The sequence below is a fragment of the Mycobacterium sp. B14F4 genome (genome assembly GCF_039871645.1).
Lineage (GTDB): Bacteria > Actinomycetota > Actinomycetes > Mycobacteriales > Mycobacteriaceae > Mycobacterium.
In genome coordinates, this window is the sequence record NZ_JBDPMF010000008.1 from 165,264 (window position 1) to 184,691 (window position 19,428).

Genomic DNA, 19,428 nt, shown 5'->3' on the forward strand with positions numbered 1-19,428 from the left:
CAGGCATGTATCTCAGTGCCGAACGGTTGGCTCTTGCCAATCAAGAGGTCAAGGACAACTTCGAGCAGGCCTGCGTCGCCTGGCAGACGATCCCCCACTGGGACACCGGGGACCCGGGGCAGACGGTGGTGCGCAGCGACGTCACCTCCCTGGCCCAGACCGTCCCGCCGACGCAACCGAGCCCGAATCCGCTCGGCGCAGCCCCGATCCCGATCACCCCGCTCTCGGTGCCGTTTCAGGTGACGCTCGCGCAAGCGATGTCCCCGACCCCCGACGCCCTGCTTGCTGCCGTCATCTCCCGGACCGTGTATCTGGCGAACGCCGTCGACGACAAAGTTCTCGGCGATCTCAAGGCGGCGGCACAGCCCCCGCCCGAGGACAACAAGAACGCCTCCACGGCCAAGCTCCAGACCGCGTTCATCAACGCCCGGGTGGAAGCCGAGAAGTACGGGTACCGGGCACCGTCCTGTCTGCTGACCAATACCGCCGGTCTCACCCGGCTCAGCCTGCTCGACAGCGGGAACTCGATTCTCGAGCCGCTGCTCGCCGCCGCGAACGCCAATTCGCTGCATCGGGTCGACAAACTCGCCGACAGTGACAAGGCCTTCTTCATTTTCCTTGCCCGGCGCCAGCGGATCGCGCACGCAGGCGCGGCAACGGCGTCGCCCGGGGAGGAACCGGTGGACATCGCCGTCAGCGTTCCGCCGAGCCTGCAGATCATCGGCGAGACCAGCACCGGCAATGTCGAGCTCGCCGTCCGAATCAGCTTCGCGCCGCGGATCAAAGACAAGTACGGCGTTGTCGGTGTCAAGTCCATCCCCTGACGGAACGACAGTCCTGGCACGGCCGAACGTCCTCGAGGACTACCTCGGGGCGTGCAAGGAAGTCTGCGACGGTGAGATCAAGCGCCTCTACGCGCCGGACACGCACCGGGCGGGCTCGCTCTACGACCTGATCCTCGACTACCCCCTGCGCGGCGGGAAGGCGCTGCGGCCGGCGCTGAGCATCGCGATGTGCCTCGGGCTCGGCGGCCAGCTCGAAGCGATCCTGCCGACCGCGGCGACCCTCGAGCTCTACCACAACGCCTTCCTCATCCACGACGACATCGAGGACGAATCGCGGTGGCGGCGAGGCAAACCCACGTTGCACATCGACCACGGTGTCCCCGTCGCGGTCAATGTCGGCGATGCCATGCTCTCGCTGTCGTTGCAGCCACTTCTCGACAACGTCGAGCGCGTCGGGCTCGGGCCGGCGCTGCGCATCCTGCGGGCCGTCGCCCACATGACCCGCCGCACCGTCGAGGGCCAGGCGATCGAGCTCGACTGGGTCCGCGCCAACACCTGGCAGCTCGACGACGCTCACTACCTCGAGATGGTGGAGTTGAAGACCAGCTGGTACTCGTTCATCACGCCGCTGCAGGTCGGCGCCGTGGCCGCAGGCGCCCCGCCCGAGCAGTTGGCGCCGCTGGAGTCGCTCGGCAGGCACCTGGGCGCGGCGTTCCAGATCACCGACGACCTGCTCAACCTGCGGGCCGACCCGCAGGAGTACGGCAAGGAGATCGGCGGCGACCTGTGGGAGGGCAAGCGCACCCTGATGGTGTTGCACGCGTTGCGCAATGCGATGCCCGAGGACCGCAACCGCGCCCGCGAGATCCTGGGCAGGTGCCGCCCGAGCTCCGACAGCGAGATACGGCTCGACGACCTGCTCGATCGACTCGTCGCCGGCGGTGACCTGTCTCGGGCCGGGCGTGCCGAGATCGCGAGTCACGTTCGCAGCCAACGCGGCGAGCGGCCGAAGAACCTCGACGACGTCCGCTGGCTCTACGGGTTGATGCAGCGGGTGGGCTCCTTCGAGCATGCCCGGCGGGTCGCGGCCCGACATGCCCGGGACGCGGCCGCCGTCCTCGGCTCTCTGGACTGGCTGCCCGCGAGCCGGCACCGCGATGTGCTGGCAGGTCTCGTCGAGTACGTACACGGGCGGACGCGATGAACCCCGAGGTTCTGGTCGCCATGCTCGCCGAACTGGAGCGCATCCGCGAGCTCACGCTGGACCTCGTGGAGCGCGACGCTCCCGGGCTGCTGCCCGCTCCGGCGGAGGATGCCACCGACGCCCAGCGGTCGATGTACGACCTGCTGATCGGTGCGCGCCGCGCGGTGCTCGGCAGTCCCGCCGCCGCGCGTGGAGTGCACGACCTGCTCGTCGCCGAGGGCCGCCGCTACGCCGAGACGCCCGCGGGCGCGCGGTTGCGCGACGCGTTGGTCGAGTCGGAAGCCGTCGAGAACCTCCGCCGCATATGGGAGACGGTGAGCCTCAACGTCCTCGACGGTCCCGCGCCACCCGATGCCGCACCCACCGCGTGGGCCGAACTGCTGGCCGACGCGGTCGTCGGGCACGGCCTCGACGATTCCGTCCTGGCTCGCCTCCGGCCGGAGGGCTTCGCGTGACGCTGACCGATCCGGACGACGCACTCGCCGAGCAGAGCACGTTCATCGAGTATCTGCTGGGTCTGGCCGGGTTGGCCCGGATGGTGCGCCTGCTCGCCGGCGGGCAGCGACGAACCGATACCCGTTGCGACAACGACGATTTCGTGCATGTCCTGCTCGGCCTCGCCGGCCTCGGGCAAGCCGTCGAGCGATCGGCGGCGACGGGGGCCGCTCGGTCGTCGGCCGCCGGTCCGGCGCCGGATCCTCCCGAAGGCAGATGGCTGCGATGACCGCGGTACTCGCCGCGAGCGACTTCCTGCGCGCACCGATGCTCGCCACCACCGGGCCGGACGGCTTCAAGGAATGGCACCACTTCGTGATCCACGGTGCCGGGCGGCGCATCCTGATCAACTTCAGCCTCACCAGCGAACCCTCCCCCACCGGTCAGCCGCGTATCACGCCTCGCCTCATCGCGATCGTGCACGAGCAGCGGTGGTCGGGCGCGATCGAGCGGTATCGCGACTCCGATCTGGACATGTCGGCAGACCTCGGTGTCCTGACCATCGGCGCTAACCGGATGACGATCGAACCGGACGGCTATCGGGTGGAGCTCGACATACCCGGTCAGGGCATCCGCGGTGCCCTCCGATTCGCCTCCGTCTCAATGCCGTTCGTGGTCAACAACCAGCCCGTCGGCGCCGGCCGGATGTGCTGGCTCTTCGTCCCACGGCTGCGCGCCGACGGCTGGCTGCGCATCGACGGCGAGGAGTATCCCGTCCGGGACGAGCCCGCCTACCACGACCACAACTGGGGGCGGTTCTGGTGGGGCGACGACTTCGGCTGGACCTGGGGCACGGCCCTGTCCCACGACCCCGGCGACCCATGGTCACTGGTGTTCCTGCGGATGACGGACCGCCGACGGTTGCGCTGCCTGTCCCAGGCGCTGTACGTATGGCATCGCGACGAACCCGCCGCGATATTCCGGCACGCGTCGGTGCGGACCCGCTCACGCGGCCGGCTGGCGCGGCCGGCGGATTGCACCCTGCCGCCCCCGATGCGCCTTCTGCTCGACGGTGACGTCGCCGATGTACCAGAGCACGTCGAGATCCACGCGTCGCGGGCGGGCGACTGGGTGCACGTCGGATTCCAGCCGCGGTCGTACGCACGGCTGGCTCAGCCCAGCGAGGTCCACCTCGACCGGTCGACGGTGCTCTGCGAGGTCGACGGCACCGCCCGGATGAGCGGCACGATCCGCGGCGAGACCGTCCACTTCGCCGGCACCGGCGTATTCGAGATACTGCATGGCTGAACAGGTTTCGTCGCTGTTGCGACGCTCCGTCGAGCACCTCGCGCACGAGGTGCCCGGCGGCTACCGCCTGGTGCTCGAACGGCTCGGACCGCTCGTGGTCGAGATCCGCGTCGACGGCGAGGTCTTCTCGTTACGCGGTGGCGACCGCCTCGAGGTCTGTGACGGTGCGCCGGACACCGCGGATGCCCGGATCGCGACCTCGCGGCCCGCCGTGCTCGACGTACTGGACGCCAGGGTCGGACTGGGCGAGGCCGTGGAAGCGGGCACCGTCGCCGTCCGGGGCACACTCGACGACGTCCAACGCGCGCACGACACGCTTCTCGCGTATGTGCACGCCGCGGTCCGGGCGCCATCGCAACCCGCCCTGCTCGCCGCACTGCGGTCGGGGCCGGCATGACCGAGGCGATCACCACTCCCGCGTCGTGCACACGCCGTCGCACCGTCGCGGTGCTCGGTGCCGGCATCGCCGGCCTGACCGCCGCCCACGAACTCGCCGAGCGCGGTTTCGAGGTGACGGTGTACGAACCCCGCGCCGACGAGCGTCGCGGACTCGGTGATGAACCGGCGCAGAGCTACCCGCCCGTGAAACTCGGCGGCCTTGCCGCCTCCCAGTACTCCACCCCGGGCCCGTACACAGGCAGCCTGGCGGAGCTTCGCCCCTTTCCAGGCCGGCGCGGTCAGCCCCGTCATCCCGGGCGGGCGGTCGCCGGTGAGCACGGCTTCCGCTTCTTCCCCGCCTATTACCTGCACATCTGGGACTTGTTCCAGCGGATCCCGGTGTATCAGCCCTCGACGGAGGGCGACGGCGCCGTCCGCTGGCTGCCGACCGCGCGCACGATCATGGACAACGTCCGACGCGTGGTCACCCAGGGCACCACGGTCGAGGGCAAGCCATCGCTCGTCTTCCCCCGCGAGGCGCCCCGCACGCTGGCCGAATTCCTCACCACCACAGCACAACTGACCCAGCTCGGGTTTACCGCCGCGGACATCGGAACCTTCGTCAGCAGGCTGGTGCAGTACCTGGTCACCAGTCCCCTGCGCCGGGCATCGGAACTGCAGAACCTGTCCGCCTACGACTTCTTCACCGGGCGCAACCGCCCCTCGGACGCGCAAAAGTTCTCGTATTCGCCCCGCTTCGATGCGCTGCTGCGGGAGATGCCGCGGGTGCTCGCCGCGTTCGACACCCACTGGGGCGATGCCCGCACCAACCTCTCCACCTACCTCCAGTTGCAACTGCAGATGGACCGACGCGACAACAAGGCCGACGGAGTTCTCAACGGGCCCACCACCGAATCCTGGTTCGACCACTGGTACCGCCATCTCGTCGAACTCGGCGTCCGGTTCGTCCGCGGCGACATCACGTGCCTGGAACCGCCCGTCGCCGACCCGCAGCAGCCGCCCCACCTGCGGCCGCGCGCGCAGGTGAGATTGGCCGACGGCACCCGGGTCACACCGGACTACACCGTCGTCGCCGTCGACGCCCCGGCGGCCGAACGGATCACCGCGGCGCTGCGCGCGGCCGGCACCGGCGGCACCGTCGCTCAGTTGGACGGCTTCACCACGTCGGCCCCACCGCTCGACGGACCGCTGCAGCCCGCCACGACCCGCCCCCTCGTGCGGCGCGACCCCTACTCGATGGAGGACATGGGACGGGTGGCCTGGGACCGGTTCCAGACTCTCGGCGGGATCCAGTACTACTTCGACACCGAGTTCCAGCTGCTCCGAGGGCACATGTACTACTCCGGCACGGAGTGGGCGCTGTCGTCGATCAACCAGCACGGTCTGTGGGAGCGACGGCCGATCCTCGATCGCGACGGTCACGTCTCGGTGCTGTCGGTCGACATCGGCGACTTCAACACCCCGTCGCGGCACCTGAAGGATCAGTCCGGCGAGGGCAAGGCCGCCCGCGACTGCACCGCCGACGAGATCGCCACCGAGGTGTGGCGCCAGATCGTCACCGCGCTCACCAGTAGCGTCGCCAACACCGCCGAAGCACTGCTGCCGTGGCCGGCCTGGTACGCGATCGACAGGGGGCTGATCCTCGAAGGCGGCCCGGGACAGGGTGCCGGCCGGCCGATCCGCAACGAGACCCCGTATCTCGTTCCCATCGTGGGCGACTGGGACAACCGGCCTGGACCCGACCCGTGGAACCCGAACGGGACCTCATGGACCACCAAACCGTCCGACCAGTTCTGGCTCGAAGATCTGCAGCAGCGCAACGTCTTTCAAGCGCGCCACGGCGGCTATCAGGTGCATCACAACTCAGTGGTGTTCGCGGGCACGTGGACCAAGACGTTCACCCGGATGACGTCGATGGAGGCGGCGTGCGAGTCGGGCCGCCACGCCGTCAACGCGATCCTCGATCACTACATCTGGGTCGAGTCCGGGGGCGCCGACCGTCGCGCCAAGACGACCATCGGTTGGCGATCCCCGTACGGCTTCCTCGACCAGGGCCTGACCATTCCCGTTCGGATGCCCTCTCCGGCAGGCGATTACTGCTACGTCGTGGACATGGAGAATCGAGAACCCCTCGACACCCGCCCGCTGCGCAACCTCGACGCGCAATACCACCAGCAGTCCAGACCCCACCCATTGGACCCCTCGGCCGGACCTCCGACCGGCAGCATCCCACCTTTTGTCCCACCAGCCACGGGAGGCCCACCGATGACATCGTCGTTCGACTTCAACCGCCAGTTGCTCGTCTACCTGCAGGCGTGGCGCCAGCTCCTGGAGGCGTCGGCGGCCATGGCGTCCGCGGTGCCGTTCGCGCAGAGCCCGCCGGGGATGACTGCCGCGCCGCCGGTGCCGCCCATGCCCGGCATGACCCCGCCGGGGACGAGCCCACCCGCCGACTACGCCCAGCAGCTGTTCACCTATCTGCAGACGTGGCGCCAGCACCTCGAGCAGGCGGCCGGCGCCGCGCAGGGCGCCGCCCCCGGGCAGGACGGCTACCCGTCGTCCCCGACTCAGGCATCCGGCACCGGGTCCGGCTCGCCGAAACCGGACCCGGTGCTCATCGACGCTCCGGAGGACGACTTCGCGACCCGCATGGACACCGGTTCCGGCAGCACGGCCCGAGACATGCTCCTGCGCGAACCCGAACGGCGCTACGGGAGCGCCGATCAGCCCTCGGGTACGGCGTTCGGCGCCAAGCTCGGTCGCGTCCCCGACGACACCATGCCGCCCGGAATTCCGCGGTCACTGCTCTCCGATCGCGGCCCGGGCACGGCGGGCGGGATGCAGACGGGTCAGGATTCCCGCCGCAATGCACCGGAGCCGACGTCGACATGGTGGGAGGCGGGACGAGGCCGATCGCCGGGCGCCGAAGACAAACCGGGGCCCGAGAACATCCTCGACGTCCCACCGCCCCAGGAGTGGGGCGGCCGACAGTAAGCGCTCAGCTTCCCTTCGCGCGGCGCTCGCGATAGGCCGCCACATGCTGGCGGTTGCCGCAGTTGCCGGTGTCGCAGAACTTCCCCGACCGGTTGCGCGACAGGTCCACCAGCACTGCCTCGCAGTCCGACGCCGCGCAGGTCTTCAGCCGGCGAAGCTCGCCGGAGCGGATCAGGTCGGCCAGGGCCATCGCCATCTCCGCACCCATCCGCTGCCACAGCGGATCGTGGACCGACGCCAGATGCAGATGCCACTCCGGCATCTCCGGGTGCCGGGTCAGCCACGGCGCGGCCTTGGTGTCGCTGAGCAAGGCGTTGACCTGGCCGACGGCCCGCTCTTCGTCGGCGGCCACCGCCCAGATCGTGCCGAGCCGAGCGCGCAGCCGGTGCACCGATTCGAGCTCCGCGGCATCGTGATCGCGCCGCCCCGTCCAGCCGAAGCCGTCGAGGTAGGTGTTCAGCGCAGCCATGTCGCCCAGCTGCTCGCCGTCGACGCGGTCGCTGTTGACGAGCACACACGCAGCCCGCAGGGTGAGCTCGGTGTCATGACTGAAAAGCATTTGACTCATGACCGCCTTCGTCGATAGTGTCAGCACCAAAGATTATTTTACTCATTACACCCCGGAGGTGCCGTCATGGCCGCGACCCAGCCGACCACGCGTCCGGCCGTCGACCACTTCCGGCTCGGGCTGTTCCTCGCCGTCGGCTCGGCCGTCGCCTTCGGTTCGTCGGGACCTTTCGCCAAGTCCCTGATGGCGGCCGGATGGAGTCCCACGGCCGCGGTCGTGGCCCGACTGGCCGGCGGTGCCCTGGTGATGGCGATCTTCGCCACGATGGTGCGGCCCGGCTGGTTCCGCGCAGCGCGGCGACACCCGAGGACCGTGCTGGCCTACGGCGCGATACCGATCGCCGGCGCGCAGCTGTTCTACTACAACGCCGTCTCGCACCTGTCGGTCGGCGTCGCCCTGCTGCTCGAGTACACCGCGCCGATCATCGTGGTGGGCTGGGTGTGGGCCACCAGCCGGCGGCGGCCCACCGCGCTGACGCTGGCCGGCGTCGCCCTTGCGGTGCTGGGAATCATGCTGGTGCTCAATGTCTTCGCCGGTTCTGCCATCGACCTCGTGGGCGTCGGCTGGGGCCTGGCCGCGGCCGTCTGCGCGGCGTGCTACTTCCTGATGTCGGCGAACGTGAACAACGCGGACGACGACGACGGCATCGACCCGGTCACCCTGGCCGCAGGCGGACTGATCGTCGGCTCGGCCGTGGTCACGCTGCTCGGCCTCACCGGCGCCATGCCGCTGACCTTCACGACGAACGATGCCGTCGTCGCCGGGTGGACGACGTCGTGGCTGGTGCCGGTCGTCGCGCTCGGCGTCGTTGCCACCGCGGTCGCCTACACGCTGGGCATCATGGGGATCGCCCGGCTGCGACCCCGGTTCGCCTCGTTGGTCGGCTTGTCGGAGGTGATGTTCGCGGTGCTGGCGGCATGGATGTTGCTCGGCGAGGCGATGACCCTGACCCAGGGGGTCGGCGGCGCGATCGTCCTGGTCGGGCTTGTTCTGGCCCGCGCGGGCGACCGCTCCGAGGCGCTCGCCGAGGCCACCTGGCCGGACGGCCCGCTCGAGGATTCGCAGCCGGCCGGGGCAAACCGCTAGGCCATCGGCGACCCCGTATGTGAGTATGTCGGCGTGACTTTGCTGCGCCCCTCGGTCCTGGCCGCCGCCGTGGCCACCGTCGCCGCGCTCGTCGGCGGGCCGGTCCCCTTCGCCGCGGCCCAACCCGGGCCCGCTCCGGGACCCACCGAACCCGGACACGGCCCCGGGTACGCGCCAGGGCCCGCGGTGACGCCGGGACCGACGGGCTCCGTGGCGCCGACGGTGGCCCCGGCGTCGAACTGCCCCGACATCGAGGTCATCTTCGCCCGCGGAACCGACGACACCCCGGGCCTCGGAACGCCGGGCACCGCCTTCGTCAACGCGCTGCGCCCGCTCGTCGGCGGACGCACGCTCACCGCGTACGCCGTCGACTACCCCGCCTCGTACGACTTCCTCGCGGCCGCCGACGGCGCGGCCGACGCCACCGACCGGGTGATGATGGTGGCGCAGGACTGCCCCGACACCCGCATCGTGCTCGGCGGGTATTCGCAGGGCGCCGCCGTCATGGACATGCTCGCCGGCGTGCCGCCGCTCGGGAACAAGATCGGCGACGTCGGATCGGCGCCGCCGCTGCCTGCCGGCTACGTCCCCAACGTCGCCGCGGTCGCGGTGTTCGGCAACCCGGCAACGAAGTTCAGCAACCCGATCACCCGGTCCGTGTTCGGCGGCAGGGCCATCGATCTGTGCAAGGACGGCGACCCCATCTGCTCCGACGGCCGCAACCCGTTCGCGCACAACGACTATGTCACCGCGGGCCTTGTCCAGCAGGCCGCCAACTTCGTCGCCGGTCGGGTGTGACCACGCCGGTTATCATCTGAGGCCGTGAATCTCGATCGCCTCCGTCGCGGGCTTGCCGCCGCGGCAGCCGCCACCATGACCGCGTCGGCGGCCGTCGTCGCACCGGCGTTGTCGCCGCCGGTGACGGGTGGTCTGCCGATGGCCTCGGCACAGGCCTGTTCCGACGTCATGGTCGTATTCGCCCGCGGCACCGGCGAACCCCCGGGCATCGGCCGTGTCGGTCAGGCGTTCGTGGACGCGCTGCGCCCGCAACTCGGCGCACGCACGCTGTCGACCTACGGGGTGAACTATCCGGCGAGCTACGACTTCGCGTTGGCCTCCGACGGCGCCACCGACGCCACCGCCTTCGTCACGAGCACCGCGCAGGCGTGCCCGTCGACCCGGTTCGTGCTCGGCGGGTTCTCGCAGGGGGCGGCGGTGGTGGACATGCTCGGCGGCGTCCCGCCGCTGGGGAACCGCCTCGGCGCGATCGGCCCCGTGCTGCCGGCGACCGTGTCACCGAACATCGCCGCGGTCGCGGTGTTCGGCAACCCCGCGACGAAGTTCGGCAACCCGATCACGTCCGCGGCGCTCTTCGGGGGTCGCGCGATCGACCTGTGCAAGGACGGCGACCCGATCTGTTCGAGCGGCCGCAATCCCTTCGCGCACAGCGACTATGTCGCCGCTGGTCTGGCGGGCCAGGCTGCCGCATTCGTGGCGCGACTGGTCTGACCGAAATCCGGCGGCAGCAAATTTACCTGCCTACGCGTCGATTAGTTCCGTTAGGATCGACGGGGTGCACAGTGATCTTGTTCGCCGACCGGGCCGTCGGGGGATGCTTCTCGTAGGGGCAGTCCTACTCGCGGCGGCCGGAATCGTCGCGCCGGCCACGCCGGCATACCAGGGGGCCGCGCCCATCGCCGCCGCCCAGTCCTGCCCGCAGGCGGAGCTCATCTTCGCCCGCGGGCGCACCGAGTCGCCCGGCGCGGGGGTGATCGGCAACGCGCTCATCAGCGCCGTCCGCGGCAAGACCGACAAGAATGTCAGCCTCTACACCGTGAACTACCCCGCGGATTACGAGATCGATGTGGGCGCCAATGACATGAGCTCGCGCATTCAGGACATGGCGGGGCGCTGCCCGGACACCCGGCTGGTGTTGGGTGGGTACTCGCTGGGCGCCGCCGTGACTTCCATCGTGTTGGCCGCGCCGATCGCGGCGCTGGGGTTCGAGAAGCCGCTGCCGCCCGGTATGGACCGGCACGTCGCCGCCGTCGCGATGTTCGGAAACGGCGTCGCGTGGGCCGGGCCCATCACGAACTTCAACCCGCTCTACCGCGAGCGCACCATCGAGCTGTGCCACGGCGCCGATCCGATCTGCAGCCCGGCCGACCCCAAGACCTGGGAAGGCAACTGGCCCGACCACGCGGCGAGGGCCTACGTCAGCGCCGGCATGGTCAACCAGGCCGCCGACTTCATCGCGGGCCGCATCTAGTCGTCTAGTCGACGACCCGCAGGTCCCTGGTGACCTTGGTGCGCGCCTCGAGCTGGTCGTCGGGCGGATAGTCCACCCCGACGAGCGTCAGGCCCTGCGGCGGGGCCGCGGCGAACTCACTGGACCGTTGCCGGGCGGTCAGCAATCCGGCACACCAGCCCGGTTCCCGCCGATGCTCACCGACCGCGAGCAGCGCGCCGACCAGAGACCGGACCATCGACCAGCAGAACGCGTCGGCGGTCACGTGCGCGGTCACCCGCTCGCCATCGCGGGACCAGTCCAGCCGCTGCAGATCGCGGATCGTGGTGGCGCCCTCGCGGTGCCTGCAGAAGGCGGCGAAGTCATGCAGGCCGACCAACTCCCGCGACGCCGAGGCCATGGCGTCGACGTCCAGTTGCCGCGGCCACGGCGTCACGAAGCGCGCATCCTGAGGTTCGACGCCGTACGGGGCGGTCGACAGCCGGTAGACGTAGTGGCGGCGCAGTGCCGAGAACCGCGCGTCGAAACCCGGTGCCGCGCGCGCGATGTCGACGACGCGTACATCGGGTGGCAGGAACCGCCCGAGGCGTCGCACCAGCGCGAGGAACTCGCTGTCTCCGGGTCGGGTCGTGCGCGGATACGCGTGCCGCAGCGCGTCGTGGGGCACGTCGACATGGGCGACCTGACCGGTGGCGTGCACACCGGCATCCGTGCGGCCCGCGGCGCGCAGCACCAGCGCGGTGCGGAAGACCGTCGACAACGCGTCGTCGAGCACACCCGCGACCGTGCGCTGCCCCGCCTGCGCCGCCCAACCGGCGAACTCGGTTCCGTCGTAGGCGATATCGAGCCGAAGACGAGTCCCCACACGCGAGGAGGACAAAGAAACAAGCCCGCCATCGGAGTCGATGGCGGGCTCGTTCACAGCACCACTAGGACTTGTCGTCATCCTTGTCGGCTTCAGCTTCCTCGGCGACCTCTTCGGCAGCCTCGGCTTCCTGCGCGGACTCGATCGCGGCATCCTCCGCCTGGGCCTCTTCGACCGACTCGACCGTATCCTCGGCGAGGGGACCTTCGGTCTCCTCGGGCTCGACGGCGGCCTGCGGCGCAGCGGCGGCCGCGACCTTCTGGGCGCCGGCGGCACCCGACCCGACGTCGGCGCCGGAGCGACTCCGGCGGGCACGGTTGGCTTCCGACGTCACCGTCTTCTCCCGCACCAGCTCGATGACCGCCATGGGCGCGTTGTCGCCCTTGCGATTCTCGACCTTGATGATGCGGGTGTAGCCGCCGTTGCGGTCGGCGAAAAACGGGCCGATCTCGGCGAACAGCACGTGCACGATGTCCTTGTCGCGGATCTTCTTCATCACCTCACGCCGGTTGTGCAGCGTGCCCTTCTTGGCGTGGGTGATGAGCTTCTCCGCATAGGGCCGCAACGCCCGCGCCTTGGGCTCGGTCGTCTTGATCCGGCCGTGCTCGAACAGCGACGTGGCGAGGTTGGCCAGGATCGCCTTCTGGTGCGAGGACGACCCGCCGAGGCGAGGGCCCTTGGTGGGCTTGGGCATTGCGACTATCTCCTATGTGGGGCCGATCCCCGTATCAGGTAGGACCGGGACGGACTCGGGCGGGCGAAGCTGGGGTGGGTGTTCGCCCGGTTAGAGCTGTTCGGTTTCGGCGTAGTCCTGGTTGTCGTCCAGGTCGTAGCCGGCGTCGCTGTTCCAGGTGCCGGTGGCGACGTCATAGCCGGCGACCTCGGACGGATCGAACGTGGCCGGGCTGTCCTTGAGCGACAGACCGAGCTGATGCAGCTTGATCTTCACCTCGTCGATGGACTTCTGGCCGAAGTTGCGGATGTCCAGCAGATCGGACTCCGTGCGGGCGACGAGCTCGCCCACCGTGTGCACACCCTCACGCTTGAGGCAGTTGTAGGACCGCACCGTGAGGTCGAGATCATCGATCGGCAGCGCGAACGAGGCGATGTGGTCGGCCTCGGCCGGCGACGGGCCGATCTCGATGCCCTCGGCTTCGACGTTGAGTTCCCGTGCCAGACCGAACAATTCGACCAGCGTCTTACCGGCCGAGGCCAGGGCGTCGCGCGGGGTGATCGAGTTCTTGGTCTCGACGTCGAGGATCAGCTTGTCGAAGTCGGTGCGCTGCTCGACACGGGTCGCCTCCACCTTGTAGGTGACCTTGAGCACCGGCGAGTAGATGGAATCGACCGGGATGCGGCCGATCTCGGCGCCCGACGCCTTGTTCTGCACGGCGGGCACATAGCCGCGGCCGCGCTCGACGACGAGTTCGACCTCGAGCTTGCCCTTGTCGTTGAGGGTGGCGATGTGCATCTCCGGGTTGTGCACCGTCACACCGGCGGGCGGAACGATGTCGCCCGCGGTGACTTCACCCGGGCCCTGCTTGCGCAGGTACATGGTGACCGGCTCGTCCTCCTCGGACGACACGACAAGGCCCTTGAGGTTCAGGATGATGTCGGTGACGTCTTCCTTGACGCCCGGCACGGTGGTGAACTCGTGCAGCACACCGTCGATGCGGATGCTGGTGACCGCTGCGCCAGGGATGGACGACAGCAGCGTGCGCCGAAGCGAATTGCCAAGGGTGTAACCGAAACCCGGCTCCAGCGGCTCGATGACGAACTGGGAGCGGTCCTCGGCCTTGACCTCTTCGGACAGTGTGGGTCGCTGAGAAATCAGCATGTGTTTCTTTCCTCCTCTACGGCACCCGCTATTTGATGCCGCAAATCCCGTACCGCCATCCGGGCGGACGGGAAGCTTACTTCGAGTAGAGCTCGACGATCAGCTGCTCGGCGAGCGGGATGTCGATCTGCGCGCGCTCCGGCAGCTGGTGCACCAGGATGCGCTGACGCTCGCCGACGACCTGCAGCCACGCCGGGATCGGCCGGTCGCCCGCGGTCTCGCGCGCCACCTGGAACGGCAGCGTGTTCAGCGACTTCTCCTTGACGTCGATGATGTCGTACTGCGACACCCGGTAGCTCGGGATGTCGACCTTGACACCGTTGACCAGGAAGTGGCCGTGGCTGACCAGCTGACGCGCCATGCGGCGGGTGCGGGCCAGGCCGGCGCGGTACACGACGTTGTCCAGCCTGCTCTCGAGGATGCGCAGCAGGTTGTCACCGGTCTTGCCGGGCAGCCGGTTGGCCTCTTCGTAGTAGCGGCGGAACTGCTTCTCCATCACGCCGTAGGAGAAGCGGGCCTTCTGCTTCTCCTGCAGCTGCTGGCGGTACTCGCTCTCCTTGATCCGCGCGCGGCCGTGCTGGCCGGGCGGGTAGGGGCGCTTCTCGAACGACTGATCGCCGCCGACCAGGTCGACGCCGAGGCGGCGGGACTTGCGGGTCGCGGGTCCGGTGTAACGAGCCATGACGTGTAGTTCCTCCTAGACCCGGCGCCGCTTCGGCGGACGGCAGCCGTTGTGCGGCTGCGGCGTGACATCGGAAATGGCGCCGACCTCGAGGCCGGCGGCCTGCAGGGAGCGGATCGCGGTCTCGCGGCCCGAACCCGGGCCCTTCACGAACACGTCGACCTTCTTGACGCCGTGCTCCTGGGCCTTGCGGGCGGCGTTCTCGGCGGCCAGCTGCGCGGCGAACGGGGTCGACTTACGCGAGCCCTTGAAGCCGACATGGCCCGACGACGCCCAGGCGATGACGTTGCCCTGCGGGTCGGTGATCGACACGATCGTGTTGTTGAACGTGCTCTTGATGTGCGCGGCGCCGTGCGGGACGTTCTTCTTTTCCCGGCGACGGGTCTTCTGGCCCTTCTTGGGGCCTGCTGCGGCCTTTTTTGCAGGTGGCATCTCGGGTTACCTGGCCTTCTTCTTGCCGGCGATGGTGCGCTTGGGGCCCTTGCGGGTGCGCGCATTGGTCTTGGTCCGCTGGCCGCGCACCGGCAGCCCGCGGCGGTGCCGCAGACCCTGGTAGCAGCCGATTTCGATCTTGCGGCGGATGTCGGCCTGCACCTCGCGGCGCAGGTCGCCCTCCACCTTGAGGTTGGCTTCGATGTAGTCGCGCAGCTGGGTCACCTGATCGTCGGTCAGGTCCTTGGTGCGCAGGTTCCGGTCGATACCGGTGGCTTCCAGGATCTCCGCCGACCGGGTACGGCCGACGCCGTAGATGTAGGTAAGGGCGATCTCCATGCGCTTATCGCGCGGGAGGTCGACGCCCACGAGACGTGCCATCAGGCAGTGTTCCTTCTTCTATGCGGAGGTCTGGTCCCAGCCCGTTCCCTCGTCGTATCGGGGTCCGGCCTCCGTGCCGGACGTGTCGAGCGGCGTATCCACTCAGTGGTGCTGGGGTTTCGTCATTGAGTTGTCGGCAGCTAGCGCGTACTAGCCTTGGCGCTGCTTGTGGCGTGGATCTGAGCAGATCACCATGACCCGCCCATGCCGGCGGATCACCCTGCACTTATCGCAAATGGGCTTGACGCTCGGGTTCACCTTCACGGCTCGTTCGATCCTTCTGGGTCTAGTTACTTGTACCGGTAAACGATGCGGCCCCGGGACAGGTCGTAGGGAGACAACTCCACGACGACGCGGTCCTCGGGCAGGATGCGGATGTAGTGCTGCCGCATCTTGCCGCTGATGTGGGCAAGGACCTTGTGACCGTTCTCCAGCTCAATGCGGAACATCGCATTGGGCAGGGGTTCGACCACGCGACCCTCGACCTCGATGGCACCGTCTTTCTTGGCCATTATGTTTCGGAGATCCTCCGTGTCCTGATCGTTGGCGCCTTCCCGCCGCGAGCGGCGGATACTGCTCCTGGCGCAGCAAACGCTTCCGACTACAAAACGTGAGCCAGCAGCCAGAAATTCCAGAACAGGGCACGCAAGAGTCGGCGCGAAGACCGCACCGTCGGTCCATGTTACCCGCTGAGGCGCTCGCCCCAAAATCACCGAAACCGCTGGGCATCGCCGCCAACCTCGGGTCTCGGTTGGGTCCAACGGCCCTACGTCTGCGGCCAAGTGGGCCTGGCACGAAGTCCCGAGAACCGACAGGCTCGAATCATGACTCCAACGACTACCATCGTCGTGATCGTCGCGTGGGCCGCAGTGGGCTTGCTGTCCGGATTGTGGATGGCCCGCCGGGGACACGATCCGCTGTGGATCCTGATCGCCCTGCCGCTCGGACCGCTGTTCGTGCCCGTCGCGCTGGAGCGCGTGCAACGCCGTCCCGGGTTGGCGACCTTCGGCGCGAAGGGAGCGCCGCCGCGCCGGTCCGGCACGGCCTCCGGGCCTCGGGTGTTGGTCGGCCTGGACGGATCGGCCCATTCGGAGCGCGCGCTGGCGATGCTCCTGCAGCTGTTCGGGTCCCGGTTCGGCTGCCTGGTGCTGGCTCAGGTCGTGCATTTCGAGGCGGCCGACGACGACACCCGCGCCGAGGTCGACGCTGCTACGCAGCGACTGGCCGCGTTGGCCGCCGACGCCGGGATCGGTTGCACGGTGCACACCGAGGTGCTCACCGGCGCTCCCGGTCCGGCACTGCGGGAGTTCGCCCGTCAGCAGGACATGGACATGATCGCGGTGGGCCGGCGCGGCCAGGGTGTGTCGGCCCGCCTGCTGGGCAGCGTTTCGGCCGATCTCGTCGAGAACTCCTCGGTGCCGGTGCTCGTGCTCGAACCGGCGGGTGCGTCCGGGCCCCGGTCGGCCGACGAGGACGCCGCCCGCGAGACGCATCCCCGGCGGTGAGCTGATGGTCGCGCTCACCTCCGGTGCCGCCAACTCCCACCACACGCTGTCCGCCCACGAGGTGGTGCTCCTCCTCGAAACCGATCCGCACCGTGGACTCACCGCCGATGACGCGCGGGAACGACTCGACCGGTTCGGCCCGAATGAGCTGCCGGCTCCGCGGGGCTCAGGGCTGGTGCGCCGGATCCTGCGCCAGTTCCACCATCCCCTGATCTATGTGCTCCTCGTCGCGGGCGCGATCACCGCGGCGCTGCAGGAGTATGTCGACTCCGCGGTCATCTTCGCGGTGGTCGCCATCAACGCCGTCGTCGGGTTCATCCAGGAATCCAAGGCCGAGGCGGCGCTGCAGAGCCTGCGCGCGATGGTGCACACCGAGGCGAGGGTGGTCCGCGACGGTCGCGAGCACATGGTCGCCTCGGACGAGCTCGTGCCGGGCGACCTGGTGCTGTTGGAAGCGGGGGACAAAGTGCCCGCCGACATCCGGCTGCTGCGTCAGACGGAACTGCGCGCCGACGAGTCGGCCCTGACCGGTGAGTCGGTGTCGGTTACGAAGGACGAGCTGGTGCTTCCCGAGGCCACCATCGTCGCGGACCGGCGCAACATGGCGTATTCGGGCACCCTGGTGACCGCCGGCACCGGCGCCGGGATCGTGGTCGCCACCGGCGCCGAGACCGAGATCGGCGAGATCCACCGCCTCGTCGGTGCGGCGGAGACACTGGCGACACCGCTGACCGCCAAGCTGGCGTGGTTCAGCAAGGTGCTGACGGTCGGCATCCTCGGCCTGGCCGCCCTGACCTTCGCGATCGGCTTACTGCGGGGGCAGGATGCGGTGGAGACCTTCACCGCGGCCGTCGCACTCGCGGTCGGCGCGATTCCCGAGGGTCTGCCCGCCGCCGTGACGATCACCCTTGCCATCGGGGTGTCCCGAATGGCCAAGCGCCGCGCCGTCATTCGTCGTCTGCCCGCCGTGGAAACCCTGGGCAGCACGACGGTGATCTGCTCGGACAAGACCGGCACGCTCACCGAGAACCAGATGACGGTGCGCGCGATCTGGACGCCCGACGAGCAGGTCGAGGTGACGGGCTCGGGCTACGCACCCGACGGTGCGCTGCTCGATCCGGACGGCGTGCCTGCCTCGATCGACGAGAACGCCGCACTGCGCTGGTCTCTGTTGGCCGGAACGGCGTGCAACGACGCCGCGCTGCACCACGACGGACAGCGCTGGGCTGTCGTCGGCGACCCCACCGAGGCGGCCATGGTGGTCGTCGCCGCGAAAGCCGGCCTGGCGCCCCAGCGGATCAGCGAGAACCTCCCCCGCATCGCGACGGTTCCGTTCAGTTCGGAGCGCAAGTACATGGCCACCCTGCACCGCGACGACCACGGCCACCATGTCGTCCTCGTCAAGGGCGCCGTCGAGCGCGTGCTCGAACTGTGCCGCGCCGAGATGGCGCGCGACGGTTCGGTGCGGACGATCGACCGGTCCGCCGTGTCGGCCGCGGCCGAACGGCTCGCCGCCAAGGGCCTGCGGGTGCTGGCGACGGGAGTCGGCATCGTCGGCGACGCCGATACCTTCGACGAGGAGGCCATCCCCGGAGGGGTCACCCTGACCGGCCTGCACGCGATGCTGGACCCGCCGCGGACCGCCGCCACCCCGGCCGTCGCCGCCTGCCACTCCGCGGGCATCGCGGTGAAGATGATCACCGGCGACCATGCCGGCACCGCCAGCGCGGTCGCCGCATCCGTCGGCCTGCTGGACGGCGACGAGATTCCCGACGGGGCCGTCCTGACCGGCGCCATGCTGGCCGCCCTGCCGACCGAGGAGTTGCCCGACGCCGTCGAGCGGGCCAGCGTCTTCGCCCGGGTGTCGCCGGAACAGAAACTGCGCCTGGTCGAGGCCCTGCAGGCGAAGGGCCATGTCGTGGCGATGACCGGCGACGGGGTCAACGACGCACCGGCGTTGCGGCAGGCCAGCATCGGCGTCGCGATGGGCCGAAGCGGCACCGAAGTGGCCAAGGACGCGGCCGACATGGTGCTCACCGACGACGACTTCGCGACCATCGAGGCCGCCGTCGAGGAGGGGCGCGGCGTCTTCGACAACCTGACGAAGTTCATCGCGTGGACGCTGCCGACGAATATCGGTGAGGGACTGGTGATCCTGGTGGCGATCGCGTTGGGCACGGCGCTGCCGATCCTGCCGACCCAGATCCTGTGGATCAACATGACGACCGCCGTCGCGCTCGGCCTGATGCTCGCGTTCGAGCCGAAAGAGGCCGGCATCATGTCGCGCCCGCCGCGTGATCCGGGCGAACCGCTGCTCACCCGGGCGCTGATGTTCCGGATCCTTCTGGTGTCGGGCCTTCTCGTCGCCGGATCGTGGTGGATGTTCGAATGGGAGCTCGCCCACGGCGCCTCGCTGCCGGAAGCGCGCACCGCGGCGTTGAATCTGTTCGTCGTGGTGGAGGCGTTCTATCTGTTCAGCTGCCGCTCCCTGACCCGCTCGGCCTGGCGCGTCGGCGTGTTCAGCAACCGCTGGCTGGTCGTCGGTGTCGTGACCCAAGCCGTCGCGCAACTCGCGATCACCTACCTGCCGGCCATGAACGCTGTGTTCCAGACGGCGCCCTTGAGCGCCGACGCCTGGCTGCGCGTCGTCGGGATCGCGGCCCTGGTCAGCGTGGCCGTCGCCGCGGACAAGTGGCTGC

21 protein-coding genes and 1 pseudogene are annotated in these 19,428 nt (G+C 69.3%); 13 read left to right on the forward strand and 9 right to left on the reverse strand.

Annotated features, from left to right (window positions below; all coding sequences use genetic code 11):
• Positions 1-5: 5 nt before the first annotated feature.
• Genes ABGB19_RS21195 through ABGB19_RS21225 form a run of 7 tightly spaced genes read left to right on the forward strand, consistent with a single transcriptional unit; the run spans position 6 to position 7,125 of the window.
• Positions 6-824 (forward strand): hypothetical protein, encoded by an 819-nt coding sequence (locus ABGB19_RS21195; protein ID WP_347687959.1) that lies wholly within the window; start codon positions 6-8, stop codon positions 822-824.
• Positions 805-1,989, forward strand: coding sequence for a polyprenyl synthetase family protein (locus tag ABGB19_RS21200; RefSeq protein ID WP_347687960.1), 1,185 nt, complete (start codon positions 805-807; stop codon positions 1,987-1,989). Before ABGB19_RS21195 ends, ABGB19_RS21200 begins: the two co-directional genes overlap by 20 nt.
• A complete protein-coding gene (locus ABGB19_RS21205; RefSeq protein WP_347687961.1) occupies positions 1,986-2,444 on the forward strand; it encodes a hypothetical protein in 459 nt (152 codons plus the stop codon). Before ABGB19_RS21200 ends, ABGB19_RS21205 begins: the two co-directional genes overlap by 4 nt.
• Positions 2,441-2,713: a hypothetical protein gene (locus ABGB19_RS21210; RefSeq protein WP_347687962.1), complete on the forward strand. Its 273-nt coding sequence runs from the start codon at positions 2,441-2,443 to the stop codon at positions 2,711-2,713. Before ABGB19_RS21205 ends, ABGB19_RS21210 begins: the two co-directional genes overlap by 4 nt.
• Positions 2,710-3,732 (forward strand): hypothetical protein, encoded by a 1,023-nt coding sequence (locus tag ABGB19_RS21215; protein ID WP_347687963.1) that lies wholly within the window; start codon positions 2,710-2,712, stop codon positions 3,730-3,732. The genes ABGB19_RS21210 and ABGB19_RS21215 overlap by 4 nt, the downstream gene beginning before the upstream one ends.
• Positions 3,725-4,129: an SCP-2 sterol transfer family protein gene (locus ABGB19_RS21220; RefSeq protein WP_347687964.1), complete on the forward strand. Its 405-nt coding sequence runs from the start codon at positions 3,725-3,727 to the stop codon at positions 4,127-4,129. The genes ABGB19_RS21215 and ABGB19_RS21220 overlap by 8 nt, the downstream gene beginning before the upstream one ends.
• On the forward strand, positions 4,126-7,125 hold the full coding sequence (locus tag ABGB19_RS21225; protein WP_347687965.1) for an FAD-dependent oxidoreductase: 3,000 nt from the start codon (positions 4,126-4,128) through the stop codon (positions 7,123-7,125). Before ABGB19_RS21220 ends, ABGB19_RS21225 begins: the two co-directional genes overlap by 4 nt.
• Before the next feature lie 4 nt (positions 7,126-7,129).
• Here ABGB19_RS21225 and ABGB19_RS21230 read toward each other — a convergent pair whose 3' ends face one another.
• A complete protein-coding gene (locus tag ABGB19_RS21230; protein ID WP_347688047.1) occupies positions 7,130-7,684 on the reverse strand; it encodes a CGNR zinc finger domain-containing protein in 555 nt (184 codons plus the stop codon).
• Between the two features lie 75 nt (positions 7,685-7,759).
• Here ABGB19_RS21230 and ABGB19_RS21235 point away from each other — a divergent pair, with 75 nt between their 5' ends.
• The 4 genes from ABGB19_RS21235 (at position 7,760) to ABGB19_RS21250 (ending at position 11,048) form a co-directional block, all read left to right on the forward strand.
• Positions 7,760-8,779, forward strand: a complete 1,020-nt coding sequence (locus ABGB19_RS21235) for an EamA family transporter (protein WP_347687966.1) — start codon at positions 7,760-7,762, stop codon at positions 8,777-8,779.
• A 33-nt stretch (positions 8,780-8,812) separates the two neighbouring features.
• On the forward strand, positions 8,813-9,577 hold the full coding sequence (locus ABGB19_RS21240; protein ID WP_347687967.1) for a cutinase family protein: 765 nt from the start codon (positions 8,813-8,815) through the stop codon (positions 9,575-9,577).
• Positions 9,578-9,652: 75 nt separating this feature from the next.
• On the forward strand, positions 9,653-10,288 hold the full coding sequence (locus tag ABGB19_RS21245) for a cutinase family protein (RefSeq protein ID WP_347688048.1): 636 nt from the start codon (positions 9,653-9,655) through the stop codon (positions 10,286-10,288).
• A gap of 103 nt (positions 10,289-10,391) precedes the next feature.
• Positions 10,392-11,048, forward strand: coding sequence for a cutinase family protein (locus ABGB19_RS21250; RefSeq protein ID WP_347687968.1), 657 nt, complete (start codon positions 10,392-10,394; stop codon positions 11,046-11,048).
• 4 nt (positions 11,049-11,052) lie between these two features.
• Here ABGB19_RS21250 and truA read toward each other — a convergent pair whose 3' ends face one another.
• From truA to infA, 8 genes are all read right to left on the reverse strand, one after another.
• Positions 11,053-11,949, reverse strand: coding sequence for a tRNA pseudouridine(38-40) synthase TruA (truA, locus tag ABGB19_RS21255; protein ID WP_347687969.1), 897 nt, complete (start codon positions 11,947-11,949; stop codon positions 11,053-11,055).
• A 7-nt stretch (positions 11,950-11,956) separates the two neighbouring features.
• On the reverse strand, positions 11,957-12,586 hold the full coding sequence (rplQ, locus tag ABGB19_RS21260) for a 50S ribosomal protein L17 (protein ID WP_347687970.1): 630 nt from the start codon (positions 12,584-12,586) through the stop codon (positions 11,957-11,959).
• A 90-nt stretch (positions 12,587-12,676) separates the two neighbouring features.
• Positions 12,677-13,729, reverse strand: coding sequence for a DNA-directed RNA polymerase subunit alpha (locus ABGB19_RS21265; protein ID WP_347687971.1), 1,053 nt, complete (start codon positions 13,727-13,729; stop codon positions 12,677-12,679).
• Positions 13,730-13,805: 76 nt separating this feature from the next.
• Positions 13,806-14,411 carry a 30S ribosomal protein S4 gene (rpsD, locus tag ABGB19_RS21270; RefSeq protein ID WP_347687972.1) on the reverse strand — a complete coding sequence of 202 codons (606 nt, stop codon included), beginning with the start codon at positions 14,409-14,411 and terminating at the stop codon, positions 13,806-13,808.
• A 15-nt stretch (positions 14,412-14,426) separates the two neighbouring features.
• On the reverse strand, positions 14,427-14,843 hold the full coding sequence (rpsK, locus tag ABGB19_RS21275) for a 30S ribosomal protein S11 (protein ID WP_264011143.1): 417 nt from the start codon (positions 14,841-14,843) through the stop codon (positions 14,427-14,429).
• Between the two features lie 6 nt (positions 14,844-14,849).
• A complete protein-coding gene (rpsM, locus tag ABGB19_RS21280; protein WP_347687973.1) occupies positions 14,850-15,224 on the reverse strand; it encodes a 30S ribosomal protein S13 in 375 nt (124 codons plus the stop codon).
• 150 nt (positions 15,225-15,374) lie between these two features.
• Positions 15,375-15,488 carry a 50S ribosomal protein L36 gene (gene rpmJ, locus ABGB19_RS21285; protein ID WP_003879483.1) on the reverse strand — a complete coding sequence of 38 codons (114 nt, stop codon included), beginning with the start codon at positions 15,486-15,488 and terminating at the stop codon, positions 15,375-15,377.
• A 26-nt stretch (positions 15,489-15,514) separates the two neighbouring features.
• Positions 15,515-15,736: a translation initiation factor IF-1 gene (gene infA / locus ABGB19_RS21290; protein ID WP_003418601.1), complete on the reverse strand. Its 222-nt coding sequence runs from the start codon at positions 15,734-15,736 to the stop codon at positions 15,515-15,517.
• Positions 15,737-16,048: 312 nt separating this feature from the next.
• Between infA and ABGB19_RS21295 the strand changes: the two genes are divergently transcribed.
• The gene (locus ABGB19_RS21295) at positions 16,049-16,729 is read left to right on the forward strand and encodes a universal stress protein (protein ID WP_347687974.1); all 681 of its coding nucleotides are present in this window, start codon (positions 16,049-16,051) and stop codon (positions 16,727-16,729) included.
• Positions 16,730-16,733: 4 nt separating this feature from the next.
• Positions 16,734-19,427, forward strand: a pseudogene (locus ABGB19_RS21300) (cation-transporting P-type ATPase); the annotation flags it as partial.
• Position 19,428: the final 1 nt, after the last annotated feature.